This is a genomic window from Candidatus Nitrotoga sp. M5, assembly GCF_927904885.1.
Classification (GTDB): Bacteria; Pseudomonadota; Gammaproteobacteria; order Burkholderiales; family Gallionellaceae; genus Nitrotoga.
The window spans coordinates 118,735-140,238 of sequence record NZ_CAKMNW010000023.1 but is presented as its reverse complement, the minus strand read 5'-3'; the positions used below and the strand labels follow the sequence as shown (position 1 = coordinate 140,238).

The 21,504-nt window shown below is 51.7% G+C and carries 15 protein-coding genes; 10 read left to right on the top strand and 5 right to left on the bottom strand.

Annotation, left to right across the window (positions count from 1 at the left end):
• Window positions 1–2 precede the first annotated feature (2 nt).
• The 10 genes from MJ770_RS07100 (at window position 3) to MJ770_RS07055 (ending at window position 13,396) form a co-directional block, all read left to right on the top strand.
• Window positions 3–1,760, top strand: a complete 1,758-nt coding sequence (locus tag MJ770_RS07100; RefSeq protein ID WP_239250913.1) for an IucA/IucC family protein — start codon at window positions 3–5, stop codon at window positions 1,758–1,760.
• The gene (locus tag MJ770_RS07095) at window positions 1,757–2,965 is read left to right on the top strand and encodes an MFS transporter (protein ID WP_239250912.1); all 1,209 of its coding nucleotides are present in this window, start codon (window positions 1,757–1,759) and stop codon (window positions 2,963–2,965) included. Before MJ770_RS07100 ends, MJ770_RS07095 begins: the two co-directional genes overlap by 4 nt.
• A 14-nt stretch (window positions 2,966–2,979) precedes the next feature.
• Complete coding sequence (locus tag MJ770_RS07090; RefSeq protein WP_239250911.1) at window positions 2,980–4,710, top strand: IucA/IucC family protein; 1,731 nt, start codon at window positions 2,980–2,982, stop codon at window positions 4,708–4,710.
• A 4-nt stretch (window positions 4,711–4,714) separates the two neighbouring features.
• Entirely contained in the window at window positions 4,715–6,487 is a 1,773-nt protein-coding gene (locus MJ770_RS07085; RefSeq protein WP_239250910.1) for an IucA/IucC family protein, read from the top strand.
• Complete coding sequence (locus MJ770_RS07080; protein WP_239250909.1) at window positions 6,487–7,251, top strand: HpcH/HpaI aldolase family protein; 765 nt, start codon at window positions 6,487–6,489, stop codon at window positions 7,249–7,251. The genes MJ770_RS07085 and MJ770_RS07080 overlap by 1 nt, the downstream gene beginning before the upstream one ends.
• Window positions 7,248–8,444 carry a type III PLP-dependent enzyme gene (locus tag MJ770_RS07075; protein WP_239250908.1) on the top strand — a complete coding sequence of 399 codons (1,197 nt, stop codon included), beginning with the start codon at window positions 7,248–7,250 and terminating at the stop codon, window positions 8,442–8,444. Before MJ770_RS07080 ends, MJ770_RS07075 begins: the two co-directional genes overlap by 4 nt.
• A 2-nt stretch (window positions 8,445–8,446) precedes the next feature.
• A complete protein-coding gene (locus tag MJ770_RS07070) occupies window positions 8,447–8,953 on the top strand; it encodes a ParB N-terminal domain-containing protein (protein ID WP_239250907.1) in 507 nt (168 codons plus the stop codon).
• 22 nt (window positions 8,954–8,975) lie between these two features.
• Complete coding sequence (locus MJ770_RS07065) at window positions 8,976–11,138, top strand: TonB-dependent siderophore receptor (protein WP_239250906.1); 2,163 nt, start codon at window positions 8,976–8,978, stop codon at window positions 11,136–11,138.
• A 132-nt stretch (window positions 11,139–11,270) separates the two neighbouring features.
• Window positions 11,271–12,371 (top strand): PepSY-associated TM helix domain-containing protein, encoded by a 1,101-nt coding sequence (locus MJ770_RS07060; RefSeq protein WP_239250905.1) that lies wholly within the window; start codon window positions 11,271–11,273, stop codon window positions 12,369–12,371.
• A gap of 599 nt (window positions 12,372–12,970) precedes the next feature.
• Window positions 12,971–13,396 carry a universal stress protein gene (locus MJ770_RS07055; protein WP_239250904.1) on the top strand — a complete coding sequence of 142 codons (426 nt, stop codon included), beginning with the start codon at window positions 12,971–12,973 and terminating at the stop codon, window positions 13,394–13,396.
• Between the two features lie 229 nt (window positions 13,397–13,625).
• On the opposite strand, the gene MJ770_RS07050 is transcribed toward MJ770_RS07055, so the two are convergent.
• The 5 genes from MJ770_RS07050 to MJ770_RS07030 all read right to left on the bottom strand — a co-directional run bounded on the left by MJ770_RS07050 (window position 13,626) and on the right by MJ770_RS07030 (window position 20,793).
• The gene (locus MJ770_RS07050; RefSeq protein ID WP_239250903.1) at window positions 13,626–13,811 is read right to left on the bottom strand and encodes a hypothetical protein; all 186 of its coding nucleotides are present in this window, start codon (window positions 13,809–13,811) and stop codon (window positions 13,626–13,628) included.
• Window positions 13,812–14,045: 234 nt separating this feature from the next.
• Window positions 14,046–16,163, bottom strand: coding sequence for a hypothetical protein (locus tag MJ770_RS07045; RefSeq protein WP_239250902.1), 2,118 nt, complete (start codon window positions 16,161–16,163; stop codon window positions 14,046–14,048).
• A gap of 446 nt (window positions 16,164–16,609) precedes the next feature.
• The gene (locus MJ770_RS07040) at window positions 16,610–18,526 is read right to left on the bottom strand and encodes a sodium:solute symporter family protein (RefSeq protein WP_239250901.1); all 1,917 of its coding nucleotides are present in this window, start codon (window positions 18,524–18,526) and stop codon (window positions 16,610–16,612) included.
• Window positions 18,527–18,594: 68 nt separating this feature from the next.
• Window positions 18,595–18,990 (bottom strand): hypothetical protein, encoded by a 396-nt coding sequence (locus MJ770_RS07035; RefSeq protein ID WP_239250900.1) that lies wholly within the window; start codon window positions 18,988–18,990, stop codon window positions 18,595–18,597.
• A gap of 132 nt (window positions 18,991–19,122) precedes the next feature.
• Window positions 19,123–20,793 carry an FAD-dependent oxidoreductase gene (locus MJ770_RS07030; protein ID WP_239250899.1) on the bottom strand — a complete coding sequence of 557 codons (1,671 nt, stop codon included), beginning with the start codon at window positions 20,791–20,793 and terminating at the stop codon, window positions 19,123–19,125.
• Window positions 20,794–21,504 lie beyond the last annotated feature (711 nt).

Here is a 21,504-nt window from a genome sequence, read left to right as displayed (position 1 = left end):
GTATGCAGATTACGCCAACTCACCCTTACGCACTTCGGTTAACACAGGATCTGTTTGATGCGCTTTGGTTAGAAAATCTTTATGATTTTCGCACACATTGTGCCTTCCATTTGACAGCCGAAGACGAAACAGTCCTTGAGATTACGCTGAGCCCAATACGATCGCTGTGTTGGCATGGGTACCAGACCACCGGCTTACGGCCATTCCGAGTTTCGGATCGACCGGCAGTACTACATGCCACTACGCACACGACAGATTTGAATGTTATCGAGGCTGTCGAAGCATTACAAACGGCCGATTGGTGGATCGACCGGACGGGCCGTTTCGTTCGATTCTTCCGGCTTGCCTACGATCAAACTGCTTTCGCTGCAGTGCATGAAGACAACATCATGTCACGTCTCACTGCGGCACCAGACGATTTGCTGTCTTGGGAGGCATTAAGCTGCCTAAAAGATCGCCCATTCCATCCATTGGCTCGTGCCAAGGACTGGGACGAAAGTGATGGCACCGCCTACTTACCGGAAACAGCAACTTCGTTCGCGCTGCACTGGGTAGCGTTGCCTCGGGACCGAGTTCGAGGAAGCGCCTGTTCCGGACAACCTCTGGCAGACATTCTACTTGATCATGCTCAGCAGAATGCGCTCGCCGAGAAGGCGCGCATTTGCGGTGCCGATAGTGAGGTTTACCTGTGGCTGCCGGTGCATCCGTGGCAATGGGAACAACTTAGCCGAACAGTACCGTCGGAATTTGCGGCGTGCATCAACTTGGGCAGTGGACCGGGAACGGTGCTGCCAACAGCTTCGCTGCGATCACTCGCCATCATCGGCCGTCCCGGCATACACGTCAAACTTGCGCTTTCGGTCAACGCACTAGGAGCAATGCGCACCCTGCCACCGCGTTATCTGCACAACGGTATGCTCGCTAGTGTTTGCCTAGAAACATTGAGACGACGGGATGATTGGTTGGCGGCGCATCTGCTGTTGTGCGAGGAGAATGACTGGTGGGCGTTGCGGCAGGATGATGTACTGCAAAACGAGCCGGGTGAACTGGCTTGTCTGATCCGACGTTACCCGGCACTGCCTAATGTAACGCTCATACCTATGGCGGCATTGCCAGTCGTAAGCGCCAACGGGTCACTTCCAGCTTTCGATAAATTGGTGGGGCCTGCCGGACATGAAGACGAAGTTTGGAATTTGTTTGCTGACATCGCCCACGCTTTATTGGAGTTGGGTCTGCGCTGCTTTGCGGGTGGCGTCATGCCGGAACTGCATGGACAGAACGTGGTGCTGGGATTTCAGGGACAGCGCATCGTTGCACTGGTGCTGCGCGACCATGACAGCTTGCGCATCTGCTCGCCGCTGATGCAGGCGCAGGGATTAGCGGCACCGGATTATGTGTTCGACCGTAGCATTCCAAATACGCTTGAATTGAATACACCACAACAACTACTGGCATATCTGCAAACCCTGGCCATTGAAGTCAACCTATATGCCATCCTCGCTGCACTGGCAGAGCGCTACGACCGAGAAGAGACGCATGGTTGGCGTATCGTTCGCACAGTAATGGAAGACTGTCTGGCGCGCGTTCCGCTGACGGATGAAATCGCAAGTCAGACGAAGAGTCTGCTGCTGGACGAACCCAGTTGGCCATTCAAGCAAGTGCTCGGACCGCTACTTAATCGTCCGATTTTCGGTACCGGCATGCCAAGTTCCATGGGAAAACTGGCCAATCCGTTATTACCCATCGGGGCGTATGCATGACCGCTGCGATGTCACGTTACCGTAACCTTGCGCTGCTACTTGCATGTCAAGCCGTGACCACAATGGGACTGATGATGATGGTGCCCATCATGCCGCTTTATGTTGCAATGTTGACGCATGTCGATGCGATCGGTGCTGCGCGCTGGAGCAGCCTTGCGCTTGCAGCACCGGCCTTAGGCACGTTGTGCTTTGCTCCTTACATCGGCAAGTGGTGCGACCGCTTTGGTTATCGCCGCATGTTGCTAGTATCGCTGGCGGTTTTCATTGCTAGCATGATGCTGATGGCGCTCAGCTCAAGTGTTTACGGTTTCATGCTGGGTCGCCTGCTGCAAGGTATGAGTACTCTAGGAGTGGTGCTCACTGCTTTCATAGCGTACACCAGTGACGATTCGTCGCGCGGACGTTCGCTAGGGTTGCAAGGAAGCGCAATAGCCTGCGGCGCGTTTGCCGGTCCGGTACTGGGTGGAGTCATGCTGGACTATTGGTCACTCAAGCCGCTGCTGACGGCAAGCGCGCTGTTCACCGGTATCATTGGCGGGATACTGTGGCAGCAGCTCAGCGAACCGCCTAAAACTGTGCCAGATTCTGACGTTCCCCAGTTTGCCGGTTTGCGCGCCGTACTCGCTCATGCCGACTTACGCAAGTGGATGCTTGCCGCCTGCTTGATACAGGCAGCAGCATTCGCGCTCGTCAATGTCTTCGCACTCTACATGACAGCTCACTTCCCATCTACCGATGCCATTGCCAGTAAGACCGGACTGCTGCACGCGCTGGGCTGGTTCGCTACCATGCTGGCTAGCCCGCTGTGGGGACAACTTAACGACCGTGGCGAACCGCGACGCTATTTCACACTGGCCGCCATTGGCTGTGCACTATCTATCGGATTGCTGTTGGTTGTCGATCATATCTGGCTAGTCGCCCTGCTGCGGGTAGCTCAGGGGGTGTGTTTTGCAGCCTTGGCACAGTCGGTGCTTTTGGCCTGCAGCCGTCAACTACCCGCCTCAGCCTATGGCCATATGTCTGGTTTAATCAGTAGTTTCATGGTTGGCGGGCAATTATTAGGTCCCTTCCTGATCATGGTTCTAATACCGCTGCTCGACCCCGTCAACCTTGTTTGGCCAGTGGCGGCAATGTTCTTAGCGGCTGGGCTGCTGGTTCGCAACGGCCAATATGCCACTTTAGCCCCCCCTTATTCAAAAGCATAACTAGAGAGGATTGGATGTCACCACACCTGCCGCGAATTACGCCAATAGAACGACGCTTGGTGGAGCAGTACCTTAATACCTACTGCCGAGAAACGAGTTGCTTTGACCCGCGCCTTGCGCCTTCCGAACCGGGACCAATCGAATTGCGCGCACATATTGAAATCTGGCGGGCCGCCGGGCTAATGCCGTATCGAGTGTCATTTGGCCAGACTGGGTATCAGCTGGCCGGCGCGCTGGCGTACTTCTCGCCGATCGGCTATCACCGCGTGGCACCGTTCGCGTGGATCGGGCGGCGCAGCGACTGGCAACCGCTGACCGACGACGTAATGCCATTCGTTGATTTGATCACCGACTCGCTCGCTACAGCAAACAGCCTACCTGTCGATGTAGCGAACCAATGTCGTGACCACCTGAAAACGCTGATGCGCAACAGCGTGGACAAAGTGCGTCGCTTCCACCGATATCAACCTATAGGTGGGCGTTCGCTGTTCCTGTCAGCCGAGCAGGGCATGCGTTTCGGCCACATTTTCCATGTCACCTCCAAAGCCTCGGATGGCTTTAGCGAAGAAGACATGCAGCGCTACGCCCCCGAACTCGGCGCTTCATTTCGCCTGCATTACTTCGCAGTAGCCACTGGCCTGCTGGATACGCGCGCCGTGGACAGAGAGGCCCTACCGATCGACCCGGAAGCGCTCCTCTTCGCCAAGGATTTGCTGGCTGGTGGCGATTACCAATTGTTGCCTTGCCATCCTTGGCAGGCCAACTACCTTTTAAACATACCTGAAATCAATGTACTAGTAAAAGATCGCTCTCTAATTTCGTTGGGTCCGCTGGGTGAAGTGGCTTGGCCAACGTCTTCGGTACGCACGGTCTGGTTGCCTGGTCAAGACCTGTTCCTCAAATTGTCACTCAATATCCGCATCACAAACTTCGTGCGCAACAATCCACCCGAACAGGTAGAACGGGCGCTCGATGCTAGCCTTGCACTGTCCTTGCTGCCACAGGATGTGTTGGAGCAACCGGCATTCCACATCTTGCCGGAACTGGGCAGCCAGACATTGAAGCTGTCGAGTAACGCTCTACGCGCCGCTTGCGCAGTGGTGTACCGAAAAGCGATGCCGATCGCCGAGGCCGAGCATGTGCAAGTGGTCGCGTCAGTGCTGGAAGAGCCGGCCGAGGGCGAAATTCCACTACTAAATTTACTGCGGCAGACGGCAGTGGAAGGCGAGCTCGACGGAGCACTAATTCGACGCTGGTGGGCACGTTACCTTGAGGCTAGCCTACTGCCATTGCTGCGCCTGTTCTCCAAATATGGCATCAGCCTAGAGGCGCACCTTCAAAACACAATGATGGCTTTCCGAAACGGCTGGCCAGTGCGTGGCTACAGCCGCGACATGGAGGGCGCCAGTATCAGCCGCACACGATACCCCTTCTTAGATCGCCTGCCGCCCGACAGTCCTGCTCTATATGACGAACAGCAGGCATGGCATCGCTTCCAGTATTACGTACTGGTTAATCATGTGGGCCATGTAATTGCCTGCCTTGCCCGTACTGGGCTGACCACGGAGACTACGCTGTGGCAGGACACGGCAGAGCAGCTCGATGCGACCGGCAACCCGCTTGCACAGCAGTTGCTCAAACAGCCTACTCTACCAGCCAAAGCCAATATGCTCAGTAGTTTCCATCGACACGGCGAACATCCAATCTGGGTCGAAATTCCCAACCCCATGCTGATTCAAAGGTAAATCCATGCAACCATACGATTATCAAAACCTGATTGACAGTCCAGCTTACCGGCAAGCCAGTCGTCGCGTGCTGCGCCAATTATTAGAAGCACTACTATTCGAAGACGCTTTACCACACTGCACGTGGCATGGCGAAACGCTCACTTTGCCCGCTTTGCGCACCGACAGTTCGCCAGTCAGTTACATATGCCAGGCGCAACGCACGTTCAGCTTTGGCCGTTTGCGTATCACCACACCGCTGTTGCGTAGCGATAACGGCGTCACCAAAGAAGCCAGTGACCCTGCGCTATTTCTGGCAGAAATCAAGCCATGGCTTGCCGCTGACGAGGGACGACTCAGCCAATTTGCTGCAGAATTATTGGCAACTCAGATCAAGGATGCGCAAACCTTATATGCACGTGGCAATGAAGTATTGCGTGGCACCGACTATGACACGATAGAAGCCCGGCTGACCGATGGCCACCCCTACCACCCGAGCTACAAATCGCGACTGGGTTTTACGCTTGATGACAACGCTGCTTATGCGCCGGAATTCGCGCCTGCCGTGACGCCGTTGTTGTTGGCTGTGCGCCGTGATCGCAGCCACTGGGCCGTCAGTTCCTCGCTAAGCGAAACCGTTGCGATGCACGCGTTGCTGGGTGAAGCCGACTGGCAACGTTTTTGCGAAGAACTAAATCGGCGCGGGTTGCAACCAGAAGATTACTTACCGTTACCGGTTCATCCTTGGCAGTGGGACGAAGTAATCCTGCCCGGCTATCATCAGGCGCTGGCGTGCGGCGAATTACTGCAAATCGGGCCACTGTCAGACCGCTACTTACCGCAACAATCGATCCGTACACTGAGTAATTTTAGTAACCGTAGCCGCCTGTCGCTCAAACTTGCAATGAACATAGTCAATACTTCCGCCTCGCGGGTGCTGCCACCGCATACCGTGCAGAATGCAGCAATCATCGGCGACTGGTTGCTAGCGCTGGTGGAACGTACTGACTGGTCAGAACCATTAGCACGACCAGTGTTACTGCGCGAAGTGGCTGGCGTGTGTTATACGCCACTGGCGCCAGCGTACGGCCAATACGGGGCATTGACAAGCATCTGGCGCGAAAGCATACATACCCACTTGCAGCAGGATGAGGCTGCCGTCCCGATGACGGCCTTAATGCATGTGGACACCGATGGACGACCTTTTATTGATAATTGGGTAAAGTGCTACGGCTCCGAACACTGGTTGAGACGGCTGATAGAGCGGGCTTGGCTGCCTGTATTGCATCTGTTGTGGGAACACGGCGTGGCACTAGAGTCACACGCACAGAACATGATCCTGCTACATAAAGACGGGCTGCCGGCGCGCGTAGCGCTTAAGGATTTCGATGGCGGTGTGCTCTTCTTCAAATCGCCACTGTTCGGTTCTACGCCCGCGCTCACGGCACCGCCCGCCGAGTATCTCCGGGTCAATCCAGGTTCTTTCCAGGATACTGACAATGCCAACGAGTTGCGTGACTTCACCTTCGACGCGCTATTCTTTGTCAATTTGGCCGAACTAGCTTGGCTGTTCGAGCGTTTCTATGACATGACAGAAGAAAAGTTCTGGCAGATCACCCGTGAAGTTTTGTGTGCGCACCAAGGGCGCCATCCAGAGAGTGCTGCACGCTATGCACTGTTTGATTGTTTTGCTGACAAAGTCACCATTGAACTCCTCGCTAGTCGTCGTTTCCAGCCAGAAATTCGACTACGCACCCGATTCGCTCCCAACCCACTCGCGCAAGAACGGAAGCCATAATGCCCAGCCTGAAAGCTCGTTTATCCATACATGATCCAGTTTACGGCCTGTTCTGCTCGACACCTGCTGCGCTCACTGTGGAGCTGGTTGCAGCGGCCGGTTACGATTTCGTGGTAATCGACCTGGAACATACACTGATCGGAGCAGAACAACTCGCTACCATGCTAATGGCCGCACGGGCGAGCGGGGTATCCGCGCTGGTCCGGGTAGCAGCACCGCACCAAGTGGTACAGGCTCTGGATGCTGGTGCGGAGGGAATTGTGTTTCCGCGCATCCGCTCAGCGCAAGCCGCACAAGATGCAGTGTGTTTTTGTCATTTCGCCCCGCGCGGCGAGCGCGGCCTAAACGCCACTTGGCATAGCCGCTTTGGGCGTGATGACCTATCGGCCACTTTAGATACCGCACGAAAACAAACACTAGTGGTAGTGATGATCGAAGATGCTGAAGGACTTGATCAGGCTCACGTCATTGCGGCAGTAGATGGAGTGGACGTACTACTGGAGGGGGCAGCGGACCTCTCTCAGTCGCTCGGATTTCCCTGGCAGACCCGTCATCCAGAGGTGTTAACGGCGGTATCACGTATTCGCAAGGCGGCGCAACACCACGGCAAAGTTTTTTGCGCCTTGCCACGCGCGCCGGAAGATTTTCAGGCTTCGTACCAAGACCAAGTCCGAATGTTCATTCTAGGTGATGATCGCGGAATTGCCCGCCGTGCCATGGCGGCTCATTTAACTCAGCATCAAGTGAGAGGTGCCGAGCAATGAACTTACAATTCCTGCGTAATTATATGGACAGAGACACTGAACCTGTGTGCGCCTATCTATACGACCTTGACCATCTGCGCCGACGTGCCAGCAAGCTGCTTAGCAGCTTGCCTTCACAGTGCAAGCTGTTCTATGCCATCAAGGCTAACAGCGACGAACCTGTTTTGCAGGCTCTGTTGAACCACACCAACGGCTTTGAAGTGGCATCTCTGGGTGAAATTAAGCGCGTGCGAGCTGTCGATAGAACCGTGCCAATTGTGTTCGGTGGCCCCGGCAAAACTGATGCTGAACTGGAAGGTGCCCTCGAACAGCAGGTTATGCTGATCCATGTTGAAAGTGAGCACCAATTGCGACGTCTCGACTGGATCGCTCGCCGTCGTAATCAGGTGGCGGACATCTTGTTGCGAGTCAACCCGGCGCATGTACCGCAGCAGGCCACATTACGCATGGGAGGACAAGCGACCCAGTTCGGCATCGAAGAAGCACACATCCCTGCCCTGATAGAGTTAATTCAGACTCTGCCGGGCGTGCGCCTCCAAGGGTTACATTTCCATGCGATTTCCAACAATCTGAACGCACAGACCCATCTCGCTCTGCTGGAGCATTATTTTAATTTGGCGAAAGCGTGGCAGCGCCGCTACCAGCTGACTTTTAAGTGGATTAACGTCGGTGGTGGCATAGGCGTGAACTACGCCGACCGGCAAGCGCCGTTCGATTGGGAGAATTTCTGTACAGGATTGTCGACGTTAATAGCAGCACGCCAACTCGACTTCCAGATCGTATTCGAATGCGGCCGATTTCTCACCGCCGACTGTGGCTATTACCTGGCCGATGTCACAGACGTGAAGACCACCCACGGCAAGCACTTTGCCATACTGCGAGGCGGTTCACACCATTTCCGGTTGCCAGTATCGTGGCAGCACAACCACCCATTCGTAGTGCTGCCACGCGATGCTTGGCCTTACCCGTTTCCACGACCAACTGTGCAAGATGAGCCGATTACGCTATGCGGCGAGCTATGCACGCCCAAAGACATCTTGACGCGCGACGCTCACGTTGAGCGCATCCGTGCTGGCGACTGCGTGGCTTTCCTAATGGCCGGTGCTTATGGCTGGCATATTTCCCATCACGATTTTTTGAGCCACCCTCATCCCGAACGGGTGTATCTGGACAGCAGTATAGAAAGGATTTGACAATGCTCTGCACGCTTCCTATCCAATATATTCGAGTAGACCGGGTTCGCCCAAACGAGTGTCATTATCCCGAGCATGCAGCAGCTTTGGCCGAAACGATTCTGAGCGAACAGCTCTGGAGAATCCCCATCACGCTCGAACGAAACAGCCTGGCGGTGATGGATGGTCACCATCGTGTCGAAGCAGCTCGACTTCTCCAGCTGCAGTACATTCCGTGTCTGTTTCTCGATTATGACCAGGTGACAGTAAGCACCTCGCGGCAAAACTATGTTGTCACGCCGAAGGAAATTGTGCGGCGCGCCAAGTCGGGAGAACTATATCCACCCAAAACGACCCGTCATCAATTTCCATCGTTGCTGCCAATCTGCAACATCTCGTTGTTGCTGCTGCGATGCAATCCCTACAGAAAATCAAAACCAGTCTCCTCATGGAAACCGCCAGACAGTAGCGTTCTAGCCAAGCTTAGCGAGAGCGTGCTAACACGCCCTCAGTCCCCCATTGAAATCTAATTAAAATTTTTGGAGTATACCCATGCAGTTTCGTTTATCCGTTGTTACAAGTGCGCTTTCGCTGGCGTTTTCGGCTTCCTGTGCAAACGCCCAAACTTCTGTTCAGTCTGAACCAAGCACAGTGGTCCCCGTTATAACTGAGCCAAGCACAGAGGTCTCCGTTGTAAATGAATCAACCAAAGAACTCCCCGTTGTAAATGTGGCGGCTGAGCGCGCGGGCAGTTTTAAGTCCAATTTTGTTCAGGTTGGTACGTTTAGGGACATGGCACCACTGGATATCCCGCAGACCAGCAATGTAATCACGCGCGAAGTACTCGATGCACAGGCTACCACCAGCCTGTTTGGAGCCTTGCGTAATACGGCTGGCGTTACACGTTCGGCAATAAGTGGTTCGACTTATGACAACATCGCCATTCGTGGAATTTTGGTAGAAAATCGTGGCAACTACCGCCTGAACGGATCACTGCCAATAATCAACCTGATCTCCACCCCGGTGGAAAACAAAGAGCGTGTCGAGGTCCTCAAGGGAGCGTCCTCGTTATATTACGGCTTTGTACCGCCTTCCGGCATTATTAATCTGGTGACCAAGCGAGCTGGCAATACACCGGTAACAAATCTCAAGCTACTGGGCAATCAGCATGGTGGTGGGAATGCTCACCTTGATGTTGGCCGACGTTTCGGAAACGAGCAACAATTCGGCGTACGGGTTAACTTGCTTAAAGGTCGCGAAGATACCGGCATTGACCACTATTCCGGTGATCGTATGTTAGCCTCAGGCGCATTCGACTGGCGAGTTAACGACAAACTGTCCTTCAAATTCGATGTGGAACATTACACCAAGGACGTCTCGGAGCAGCCGCCGATCTTAGTGCCGGCGGCAGTTAACGGCGTGATCACATTACCGTCCGTGCCGGACAACCGGCAAAATTTGAGCGGAAACTGGCAAAGGTACGATGCCAAGGCAACGAATTTACTGTTCCGTACCGATTACGCGCTGAGCGACAATTGGGGCGTGTTCTTCGAGGCTGGCAAGGCGCGGACCGTTCGCGACCGCGCTTTTTCCCGCTTCGAAAACTATGACCTCACTACGGGTCAAGGTACGCTAAACACCACCTCCTTCACTCGCGGTCAAGAATTTGACAACGAGAACTACCGCGCCGAGATCTATGGCCGCTTACCGGGCACATGGATAACACACGAATTGTCGTTGGGATTTACCGCCAATGAGCGAAGCCAGGATGGGCAGACTTTTACTGGCGTCACCAATCCGCAAAATTTATACAATCCGGTCGCTATTGCACCTCAGTTCCCAGTTGGTGAGTCTCGTCCCTCTTTCCCGGGAACGATCCGGGACCGTGGCTGGTATCTGTTTGATCGTATGCTGATCGGCAAATGGCAGGCCATGGTTGGTGCGCGCGGCAGCAATTACAAGAGCACGACACCCAACTCCCGCTATACAGCGGATAAAGTGACCCCAACGTTTGCTCTAATGTACAAGCCGATCTCCAACGTCTCCCTCTATGGAAGCTATCTGGAAGGCTTAGAGGAAAGCGACACTGTCGGACCCGATCGCGCCAATTTCGGGCAAGTTCTACCGCCCGCGCTGTCGAAACAAAAAGAAATCGGCATAAAGGCGGAAGTTGCGCAGGGCATACTGCTGCAGGCGGCATATTTCGACATCGAGCGTGCATCAACTGCGATAGATTCGGTTACCAACAACCTTACTCTGAACGGTTTGGCCCAATACAGGGGGGTGGAACTGGTCGCCTCAGGCGAAATCACAAAACGACTATCGCTCGTCGCCTCGGCGGTGTTTCAAAATGCCAAACAATTGAACGCAGACAATGCAGCGACATTCAATAAAACCCCCGACAATACTCCGGAACAGACTGCAAGCCTTTTTTCCGAATATCGTCTACAGAGTGTTCCAGGTTTAGCGCTTAGTGGCGGTCTGTATTACGTGGGCAAGCGTCCGGTAAATAATCAAAATCAAGCTTTCGTTGATGATTATACGACCGTGTCAATGGGCGCCCGTCATACTACAATTATTGATGGCAAGCGAACTACATTCCAGGCGGTACTCGACAATGCAACCGATAAGAACTATTGGGGAACAGCTGGCAGTAATTTGCTGGGGGTGGGGGCACCGCGCACGCTTACGGTTACAGCCCAGATGCAATTTTAAAAAGTAATTATGTATGGAGCCGAGACATAGTCTTTCTGGTCGAATGATTGCGTAAAATCGGCTCCATTTAATGAAAAGTGCTTCTGCTGCAGGCGGCACTTCTAAAGCGAAAAAATCTGCCGGAGATATGCTGTGACTGCAAGAAAAATTGCTTCAAAACTACATTTGTATACTGGTTTGGCTATTGGGTTGCTGCTGGTTTTAAGCGGGTTGACTGGTAGCGTGTTGGTATTCCGTGGAGAAATTGAGACGCTGGTATATCCAGAATTGATGACATCAGTACCGCGTGACGAGCGTGTCTCTGTACAGAAGGTGTTGGAGACAGTGCAGCACGCCTATCCAGCAGACAAACCGTTTTTCATTCGTACGCCGCGAACTCCAGAGCAAACCTATTTAATTAAAATGAACGGTGCGCATGATTTGTTTGTTTATGTTGATCCTTATAACGGTATGATCCTGGGAGATCATCGACAGGCAGACACATTGACCGGATGGATATCGCTATTGCACACTGAGCTTTTAAGTGGCGATCTTGGCGAAATTATCCTTGGAACAAGTGCACTGCTACTGATTGGAATGAGCATAACGGGCCTTATTTTATGGTGGCCCCGAAAAGGCAAGTTTTCACCGGGGTTTAAAATCCAATGGACCGCAAATTGGAACAGAAAGAATTTTGATATACATCGTACTTCGGGTATATACACCATTGTTTTCATTCTGCTGATTGCTGTGACAGGCGCGTCTTTAGTTTTTAATCAAACGGCTATCAACTTGATCAATGCAATCACGCTAAGCCCACCACGAAATGCCCCGCCGCTGTCAGACATTCGTCAAGCGCAAATGTCGAGACCTTCACTTGATATAATTTTACACCAAGCTGACGCTTTAATACCCGCCACCACCACGGTGATTAACCTTCCTCGGAAACCAGAGGCACCCTTGGTGATACGAAAAAAATGGGACGAAGAATTTCATCCAAATGGTAGAAATTTCGTCTATTTTGATCAATATTCGGGAAAGGTGTTACAGGTGGAAAATGCTATGTCGGCTCCTCTAGGCACGCGAGTTTATAGCACACTGTACCCGATACATATCGGCACCATAGGTGGCACGTTTACTCGTGTATTACAGGTGATCGTCGGTTTGTCGCCACTTATGCTATTTGTTACCGGCTGTTTTATCTGGTGGAATAAAAGAAAGGCGAAGCGACATAGCACTCACAAAACAATATGAGGCACATTCACTTTTGTCAACGCCAAATAGAAATGTCCGGTTTTGTATTTTGTGGCTTCGCTTGCATGGTCTAATGATATTCGCTGGACCTTTGCTCGTTCATTTTCATTTGACGGACTGATTAACACAGGTAATAGTGCATCCGATAAGCTCATCAACGCTTTCATATAAAATTTGAATCTTGCATTCATTTCACAATTTGAATAAACCCCTCTTAAGCCACTAAACTTAACTGATTATTTTATATAAATATATTTTTAGTGATTTTCGGCCTTGGCCCGATTACTCTGCCACCTTTATCTCAGGACTCATACTCAATCGGTGGATACTATTTTGAGATTGTCGTATAGCAACTGATTTAGTAACTTCGTAGCAGCTTATCTTCGACCTGAATAGTGCCATCGTTTCGGTGACGCAAAGATGTCAGCAGAATATCTAAAGTTGAGTTACCCGAGACGGACAGGAGTTTGGATCAATTTAATCTGATCAAATAAACATACGGGAGCACTGGTAATATTGGCGTATATCATACGGCAATACGTTTTAATTAAAATGCAGCATCGAGTACCGCCGATCAACACTTTTGAAAGAAAACCGATATGCGAAAAATATTGATCCCCTGTGACGGTTCAGACACTGCATTACGGGCGGTGCAGTATGCAGCATCTGTGGCGAACGATTTGTCCGATGTACTACTTGAACTGCTATATGTACAGGATCCCATCCTGCTGGATGTGTACGCCGACTCGTCTGTTCAAGAAATCGAACATAATTTGCAAGTTGAAGAGGCCAACCGCATTTTGCTATCCGCCAAGCAGATTCTCGACACGGCGGGAGTGCCTTACCAGGTAGATGCACGCGTCGGCTCACCCGCCAATGAAATTGCGCAGCATGTGTCCGAAAAACAATGCAACGAAATCATCATGGGAACCCATGGCTTAGGTTCGGTAGCCTCCATGATAATCGGCTCAGTCGCCACCAAAGTCATACACCTGGTCGAAGTTCCAGTGACTCTGATCAAATAACCTGTCATCACAGCAAGCACAGCCGCACTTCAGCAACATGCTGCCCGTCTAACTCAATTTTTTACCTTCATAATGCTGACCATTATCGACGGGTACTGAGTCGGGCATTTCGGCGGCATGATTGTCGACAAGCTTGGCTTTTCCGGATACGGACCCTTCTTCAGCATCCCACCTCCAAAGCACCTAGTTGTCCCGTGTGATCATTTCCCCGTTCATAGTTTGCCACTGTTTAGATCCCGTCAATTGATCCGTGAATTACATAGGGGGACGAAGTCACGAGTGAAGACAACCCATGCGTCCGAATAACCTTTCGAACGCACTCTGAAATCAATACCACCTGACCTGCGCGTGTCACGACATTGGCCTGCTTGAACAACATCACTGCTTCCACCACACGCAACTGAAAAAGTGGCAAGAATAGGGCGCCTATAAAAATTCAATTTTGCGAACAGCCGCTTTGCGGCTTACCCCGTTTTGTCACAATCCAGCGTTATTCGAAAAAAATTATCGTTTAGATTCTTCAAGTCCGACAGGCTGCTAGAAAATTGAATTTTTAGAGACGCCCAATAATTAAGATAAAATCAAGTCCGACCTTAATGGTAGCCAAGTCGGGATGCCCCGCTGATAGCGGAACACCCCATGCCTATATTTACGGGCTTACGGACTGAATCGAGAAGTTCTGTATCGATTGCTGCCAATTCAGCACCGTACTTCTACCCACGCTCGGGAAGTTCGATACCGTACATCCACCAGACGCGCCAGTCAGAAATTCGACCCCACCGGGCACAGACACCGCGAACGAAGTCGGGGCGCCCCGTGGTGCACCGTTGACCAAAATCTGAGCAGTGTGCGCTCCAGGGCCGAGTAGATTGTAGTTCGTGAGCAGGATGAAACCGTTATCCACCTTTCCGCTGCACACGCCAGCGGTATCCCCACGCGAAGAGCCGTAGCTGGTCGCCACGGGAGGCTTTCCGTCGATGGAAACAGTAACGGGTCCCGCGCAAGACCACCCTGAGATTTGGCCGACACCACTGTTGAAGCTGTCAGGCCCCGGAATCTCCAGCGCAGAAGTGCTGTCCGGCAGTGGCGTGATCTGAGGCAGGTTGACGTTAGAAGTGATTGCGAAATTTTGCGTGCCTTGCTGCCATTTCAGCGCCGTAGCCAAACCTGTATTCGGGAAATTCACCGCTGTACAACCGCCAGAGGCGCCGACCAAAAACTCTCCCGCAGGCACCGTTACGTTGAACTGCACCGCGTTGCCCGCCGGCACACCGTTGACCAATATCTGAGCAGTGTGCGCGCCAGCGCCGAGTAGATTGTAGTTAGTGAGCAGGATGAAACCGTTATCCACCTTGCCGCCGCACACGCCAGCGGTATCGCCGCGCGCAGAGCCGTAGCTGGTCTCCACGGGAGGCTTTCCGTCGATGGAAACAGTAACGGGACCCGCGCAAGACCACCCTGAGATTTGACCGACACCGCTGTTGAAGCTGCCTGGCCCCGGAATCTCCAGCGCTGATGCGCTGTTCGGCAGTGGCGCTGTTCCAGCCTGGTTCACTTTAAAAGTTTGTCCGTCGATAGTAATCGTTCCGATATCCAATTTCTGACCTGGGTTAGGGTCAACGGTGTAGATCACACTTGCGTTTGAACCAAAATACTGTACCGAACCGTCGGGCTGGGGAGAGCCTGATCCGCCAGTGAGGTGAATCCACGAATCGTTGCTCTTGGCTAAAAAGCCGACTGCGGGGAAGAAACAACCTGACGGTTCCGTCACTGACACCGAAAAGCCGCTACCACCAGCAGCAGGAATGTTCGCACTTGTCGGATTTAACTTGCGGGCGCACGACGGGGGACCAAGCACCGGAACACCAAGCTGGGTAACGGTGAAGATTTGCCCGGCGATTGTAATCGTGCCGGTTACCAAATTTGGACCCAAGTTGGGGTCAACGCTGTAGGTCACGGTTGAACCAAAGTACTGTACCGCGCCATCGGGCGGGAAAGGTCCAGATCCACCGGTGAGCTGGATCCGCGAATCGTTGCTCGTGGCGAAAAAGCCGTTTCCGGTGACGTTGCAACCTGACGGTATCGTCACCGACACCGTGAAGCCACTGCCACCGGGAGATGCGATTTCCAAATTTGTCGGATTCAATATGCGAGCGCACGACTGGGCACCAGGCGGAGCCTCGCCAACGTCCCCATCTCGAACTGCCCATCCCATACCTGGACGGTTTTGATCTGAGTTACTCACGAGCCCGGTTCCATAATCGAAAGACCACACTTTGATAGTTGGAGTCCCTTCGGTGCTGGACCATATCCGCCCGGACTGTAAGCCAGTAAAAGGACCAGGGCTTGACACTGAAATGCCATTTTGGTGAAACATGTAACCCATTTCGTTATCGCGACAAGCGGCCTCCGTCGCGGTACTACAATCTATGAAAGTAAAAGCCCTTTGCCCTCCCAAATTGCCTACACCATCAGAGGCGGAACGTGAAATGCTTGGTAGACGCCAGTCGTCCCAGGTCTTATTGCGCAAAGGGTCGGCTATACTGAGGTTCTCGGCCCACTCTATCGTCCCAAAGGCATCATTAGCCGTTCTGAAGGGACCAGTAACGTTGGGGGCGACGAAACCACCAGGTTGCATCCATGTAATATCAAGCACGTCGTCATAGACAAAACCGCCCGCACGGATAGTCAGCGATGCATGAGCTGATATTGAGATAATGCTAAACGCAACAGCGCATAAAGCGCTAATAAAACGTAACTTTTTCATGATGATCTCCTCGTATATGAAAGTTATATAAAACAAATAGGTAGATCAGATTTTTGCATCACTACATAAACGCAAGGGCAAGGGCAAACATTTCTCCATAGATGTGTGTATGGATATACAAGCAATTTTCACACCATTAAATATAAACATTTAATATCAATTATTTACAGTCATTGCTCGGCACAGAGCTTATCAATGTGTAAAATTTTCCGACAGAGTTAAAATCGAGCGTGACAAGTCTGCGGATCAGGATGCCCAATCGCAGTTAAGCAGTTTATGAGAATAAAAGGACAGAGTAGCGAACAGATCTCGTCTGCCCTTCCTCGTCAAGCCGTGTATACGAAATTAACGCACATGGTTTCTGATGTTCGTAGACGCGAAGGCATGCGCATTTGCACGACCTGCGTTTACTATTGCGACTGTGGATATGGTTGTTAAACCCTTCGTCATCTTTTAACTAGGCTGCTGGCAAGTTTGGGTTGTTGAAAGCCAAGTTTTATCCACAAGGGACATAATATCGTCCCCATCACCAGAAGCCCGGCAATCCAAGCTTCCCGCCACGGCATCCAGCTTGGCGCAGGACTTCCAACCATCCATGAACCGATGCCCGTCAGGAAACAAAATATCGACAAGGCTGCAAACCCCATTGCCAAAATTGCTCGCCAAAATCGTGTAGAACTTTCTGGGTGATCAGGATTGACGCGTTGTTCTATTGGCCCCCAGAACCCTGGGGGTTGGGCACGTCGATAAAAATTTTCTAAGCGGTCATTATCTTCGGGGCCAGTCAATAACGAGACCCCTATGCCAATCATCCCCGAACCAATCCCCATGATGAGCACCCGCAATTCCTCTTGCTCCGGCAACCCCCACAACAAGAGCGGCGCCATTATGATCGAGGTCATGATGCAGGCTAATTCACCCCAGGCTGTGATACGCCACCAGATCCACCGTAATACCAGCAACACACCCATCCCCGATCCCAATAACAGACTCAACTGCCACGCCATTTGAATTGAGGACAACCATGGAAGAATACAAAGGGCAATGACTAAAATAAGCACATTGCTTCCACGCGCCACCCATACTAATGCACGATTAGAGGGTGACCGTTTTAACCAGGACTGACAAATAAATCGGCGATACACATCATTTGTCCAATAGGATGCGCCCCAATTCAAATGCGTATCCACCGTCGAGGCCAAGGCGGCTAACATGCCAACCAGCATGAGTCCTTTCAAGCCAGGTGGCAAAAGTTCATCGATTCCTTGGATAAAGGTAAACTCCCGCGCCGCCATATCGATGGAGCCAGGAGCTGGGGGAAAAATCACCAATAATCCTAAAGCCAACGGCAACCAAATCAAACTTCGTAACAGGACTTGTGCCACCGTAAAAACCACAGCCGCCAGACGAGCATCGTGATCGGTTTTACAAGCCATGGATCGCTGAGCCAGGTATCCAGTGCCATCAGCATTCATCTGCAACAACCATTGGAAACCGTAGACCAAGATGATCATCATCGTTGCATCTTTGGCCCCAAACGGCGTAAAGGCCAAGAGCTCATCCCCTGACAGGGGATAGCCTGCAGCCGTGGTGAACTGCTCTTGGATTCGGTGAGTGAGTGCCGTCAGCCCGCCTACATAATCGACCACCACCCAAGCAAATCCGATACTCGCCACAATACCAATGGCAAATTGCACCAGATCCGTGTTGACCACGCTGCGCAATCCACCGGTGGTGGAATACAACATGGTCACCAACACGATGGTACCAATTGAAAATAAATTATTGGTGGAACGGATCCAAATCGTGTCGGATTCCATACTCCCAACCGCAAAAGGTACACCAACCCATTGCACAATGTGGACGCAGAATTCAAAGAAGGCTGGAGGTAGCCATTGATTCCAAAGAAGGAACGGCTCGGCGAGACGTGTCGCAGCCAGAAGGACCATAGCCAAGACGGTACAATTGATAATCGTGCCAAAATAGATGGCTTTTATTCCCCGCAATGCTGCGGCGGCATGATGACCATAGCGCACCTCTGTTAATTCCGCATCGGTCAGCACACCCACTCGCCGCCAACTCGGCGCCAACAAAAACCCCATGAGGAGAAAAGCCAAGGCATAAATCCACAAACGCCATAAAGCAAAGATTCCAGCGGTCGCGACCAGACCGGTCACGAGAAGAGGGGTGTCAGCGGCGAATTGCGAGGCTGCCATACTCAACCCCGCCTTCCACCCCGAGAGACTCCGCCCGGCTAAGAAATACTCATCTAGATTTTGAGAGGCCCGTTTCCGTTCACGAAATCCGGCATAGAGCGCATACAGAATAAAGGTTGCCAGAATGGCCCAGTCCCATTTAGTCATACTTTATGCTCATAGCCCAACATCCCACCGTTATCCATTACCATCTATTTCTTCACCCATTGCATGATTCACATCCGGTTTTGATCATTGTCCCGCAGCTTTGGATTCAGCTTAGGCTTACTGAACTTAACGATTCGAAGAGTTTCTTCGACTCCAGAAGCTGAAACTCGGCCATGTGCCAAAGCATCGCGAAGATCGACAAGCGAACGATCAATTTCGGGCTTATCCTGCATTTGCATCGCTTGATTAAACCTGTCAATAAGTTCTCCGAGAGTGTCGTAGTTGGTTATGGCGTTCAGGGGTAGCTCAGTTCCTATGGGAAATTCATAGATGTTGGTTCCAGCTGGAAGTGTGTTTGAGATGGAGCCCGAAACCTTGTGTAGATATGCACGGAGAATGAACTCGAGAGATTGGAAGTTCGCGAGGATTCCGCCAAGGTGAAGCGCATGTTTATTGAGGTCCACGAGCGTTTTAACTCCTACTTAAGCGACTGGCGAAGCCCGTCCGCTTGCATGCCTGGTTGGGCAAACTCTCATTGCCTTTTCGCCTGATTCTCACAAGCTTATCAGCAGGGTTACCCTGTGATGATCCAATCTCTACAATGGCTGCAAAGAAAATTGATCGGAAGAAAAGAGGCCATTCGGATCCAGTTTCCCTTTGATTCTTCTCAATCGTTCGTATTTTTCCTTACTGTCATAGAAGCAGGGCCACACTTCCTCTAACACCCGATCACCAAAGGTGTATGCAAACATCCGCATATCCGCGTCAGCAAAAGCTTTTTTCCCGATGAATACCGCATCGTTTTCTTTTTGCCACTGCTCCGCATCCTGGCGTTCGTTGCCGCAGAACCAGTTGACCGAATAGAATGAATCATGACTCATGGCAAATGCTTGTTGGCGCCACGAATAGGACGTGACGCCTGCTTTCCCGTTTTCCGCCACGGCACCACCCGCGTAGATCTGCATTTGCGAGACGAGGTGCTGACAAAGCCCCTTGGGCATGGACATGATCTTTACCATGCGCTCGGTATAAGTCTCGGCAAGCCCCTCCGGTACGTTCATCGTGACTCGAGAACGCTTGACGAACGGATATTCCATCTCCCGATCCTGTTTCATAATGAAATGTTGCGCGAGCCCTGCGGAGACAGGGGTATTCTTCAGTCGATTGGCCACCAGCGGGCTCCCGCAGACATCTTCTGCAGTGAAAGATTCAAACCACTGGTCGTCGAATTTCTCGTCCACCCCCCCCTTGTTCGTGAAACACATCCACAGCTGGATCATAGGCGGCGCCGGAATCGAAAGGTCGTCGCTGAAGCCCAGTTTGTTTAATTCACTTATAGTCGAGTCGGACACCCAGTTTATCCACCCGTAACCCGTGATGGTCAGCATAAACTCGTAGTCGGATGGCACCGTACTGTCTGCGCACAGTTTGGACAATTGCTCCATCTTGCGCACTACGGCTTTCATCTTCTCCTCCGACCAAAGCCACAAAAATGTGTAGCACGCGGAGTTAGGGTGATTTTTATCGCGTACAGGACTGAATTCCCAATGCGTCACAATCCCGAAATCGCCTCCTTTCCCTCCCCCTAAAACAGCGTAGTACACGTCGTCATTGTGCTCCGTCGTTTTCCCAGGTTCGGGCCGAACGATCCGCTCTTTTTCACCACTCGCAAGTATGATATCGAACGCCAGCACATGATCTGCCAAGATTCCATGGCTTCGCGCCACCATTCCCCATCCTCCAGTGTGCACATGACCACCGAGGTGCACATGCGCGCACATCCCCATCGGCAAGTAGATTCCGTTTTCGTGATTCTTCTCGGCCCAGCTCCCCAAAGGGTGGCTGACGCCGCAGCGCAGCACGTTGTTCGCCGCGTCATAGTCATACAGCGGAAAGGTCTGACTCACATCGATCTGCATGTTAATCGGCAAGGTCGATGAGTATCCGCAGTATTGGTGCCCTCCCGTACGCACGGCAATCGCCATTCCAAGCTCGCGACACAAGCCCATCGCCTTTTGGATATCCTGCTCTCCAGCCGCATACAAAATGATGCGCGGAGAAACGTCCGCTTCTTCGAATGAAGTCGTCGCATACTGCAGTCGCTTCTGCAAGTATTCGGCATCGCCAATGATGAACCACTGCCCTTCAAACTTCAGCGCATTCGCGTTCTCTCTCAGTTTTTCCAATTCCTTCTTGTGCTTTTCAACGTAATTTTTGATGAAATTCGAAGCGCCCAATCCGTGTTCTTCCAATTTTTTTTGGTCCATGTGGTATCTCCTCTTCTTTTCTGTCTCTACGCTGACGTTATGCCCCAGGTGCGTATCCACCTCAACAAGTGGAACTATGGCCAGTGCACTCCCATTAAGCTTCTACATCCAATGCTCTAACTTCTTTGCTGCAGCACTATTTTAGCGTTCATTCTTTAAGTCGCTGAACGCCACGCATTAATGACAAACTGAGAGCGTAGCGAGTGGTCCCCCGACTACATACGCTTGTCAGGTATATATTATTTCTATCTATCAAGCAGCCTGCTGGACTTAAAGAATCGTAGCAAAAGTTGAGCTGAGCGCGGGTAGATTGTGCGAGCTTTCAACTTACGGTGAAATACCTGCTTACTCCACTTAACAATTTTGCAAGGTAATAGCTATTCTATTACCCAAGAAGTGGCGGGATATGCTCCGCTCAACTAAATTTGCAGCCGATTTTTTAAGTCCGACAGGCCGCTTGTGTAAACTAGAAAATTAAATCAAGCCTGAGTCTGATCAGGATAGCACTAAGTGAAAGACCGTCAGCATATCTAAAACAACAACCTAAGCAAGAAATGGCCTTGTTCCGATTGAGCGTTGCATTTAACTGCAAACACAAGATATTGGATTACCGTTTTTGGTTTTCATTGGTTACTTATTTTATTTGAATAAGCAGTTAAATTGTCTCCTTTCAGAGACTGACAATTTAACTTGTATTCAGCATGTTACGAG

Coding starts and splice junctions, on each gene's coding strand:
- MJ770_RS07065 (WP_239250906.1), top strand. CDS start 8,976: ATGCAGTTTCGTTTATCCGTTGTTACAAGTGCGCTTTCGCTGGCGTTT.
- MJ770_RS07075 (WP_239250908.1), top strand. CDS start 7,248: ATGAACTTACAATTCCTGCGTAATTATATGGACAGAGACACTGAACCT.
- MJ770_RS07055 (WP_239250904.1), top strand. CDS start 12,971: ATGCGAAAAATATTGATCCCCTGTGACGGTTCAGACACTGCATTACGG.
- MJ770_RS07090 (WP_239250911.1), top strand. CDS start 2,980: ATGTCACCACACCTGCCGCGAATTACGCCAATAGAACGACGCTTGGTG.
- MJ770_RS07100 (WP_239250913.1), top strand. CDS start 3: ATGCAGATTACGCCAACTCACCCTTACGCACTTCGGTTAACACAGGAT.
- MJ770_RS07045 (WP_239250902.1), bottom strand. CDS start 16,163: ATGAAAAAGTTACGTTTTATTAGCGCTTTATGCGCTGTTGCGTTTAGC.
- MJ770_RS07070 (WP_239250907.1), top strand. CDS start 8,447: ATGCTCTGCACGCTTCCTATCCAATATATTCGAGTAGACCGGGTTCGC.
- MJ770_RS07095 (WP_239250912.1), top strand. CDS start 1,757: ATGACCGCTGCGATGTCACGTTACCGTAACCTTGCGCTGCTACTTGCA.
- MJ770_RS07085 (WP_239250910.1), top strand. CDS start 4,715: ATGCAACCATACGATTATCAAAACCTGATTGACAGTCCAGCTTACCGG.
- MJ770_RS07040 (WP_239250901.1), bottom strand. CDS start 18,526: ATGACTAAATGGGACTGGGCCATTCTGGCAACCTTTATTCTGTATGCG.
- MJ770_RS07030 (WP_239250899.1), bottom strand. CDS start 20,793: ATGGACCAAAAAAAATTGGAAGAACACGGATTGGGCGCTTCGAATTTC.
- MJ770_RS07080 (WP_239250909.1), top strand. CDS start 6,487: ATGCCCAGCCTGAAAGCTCGTTTATCCATACATGATCCAGTTTACGGC.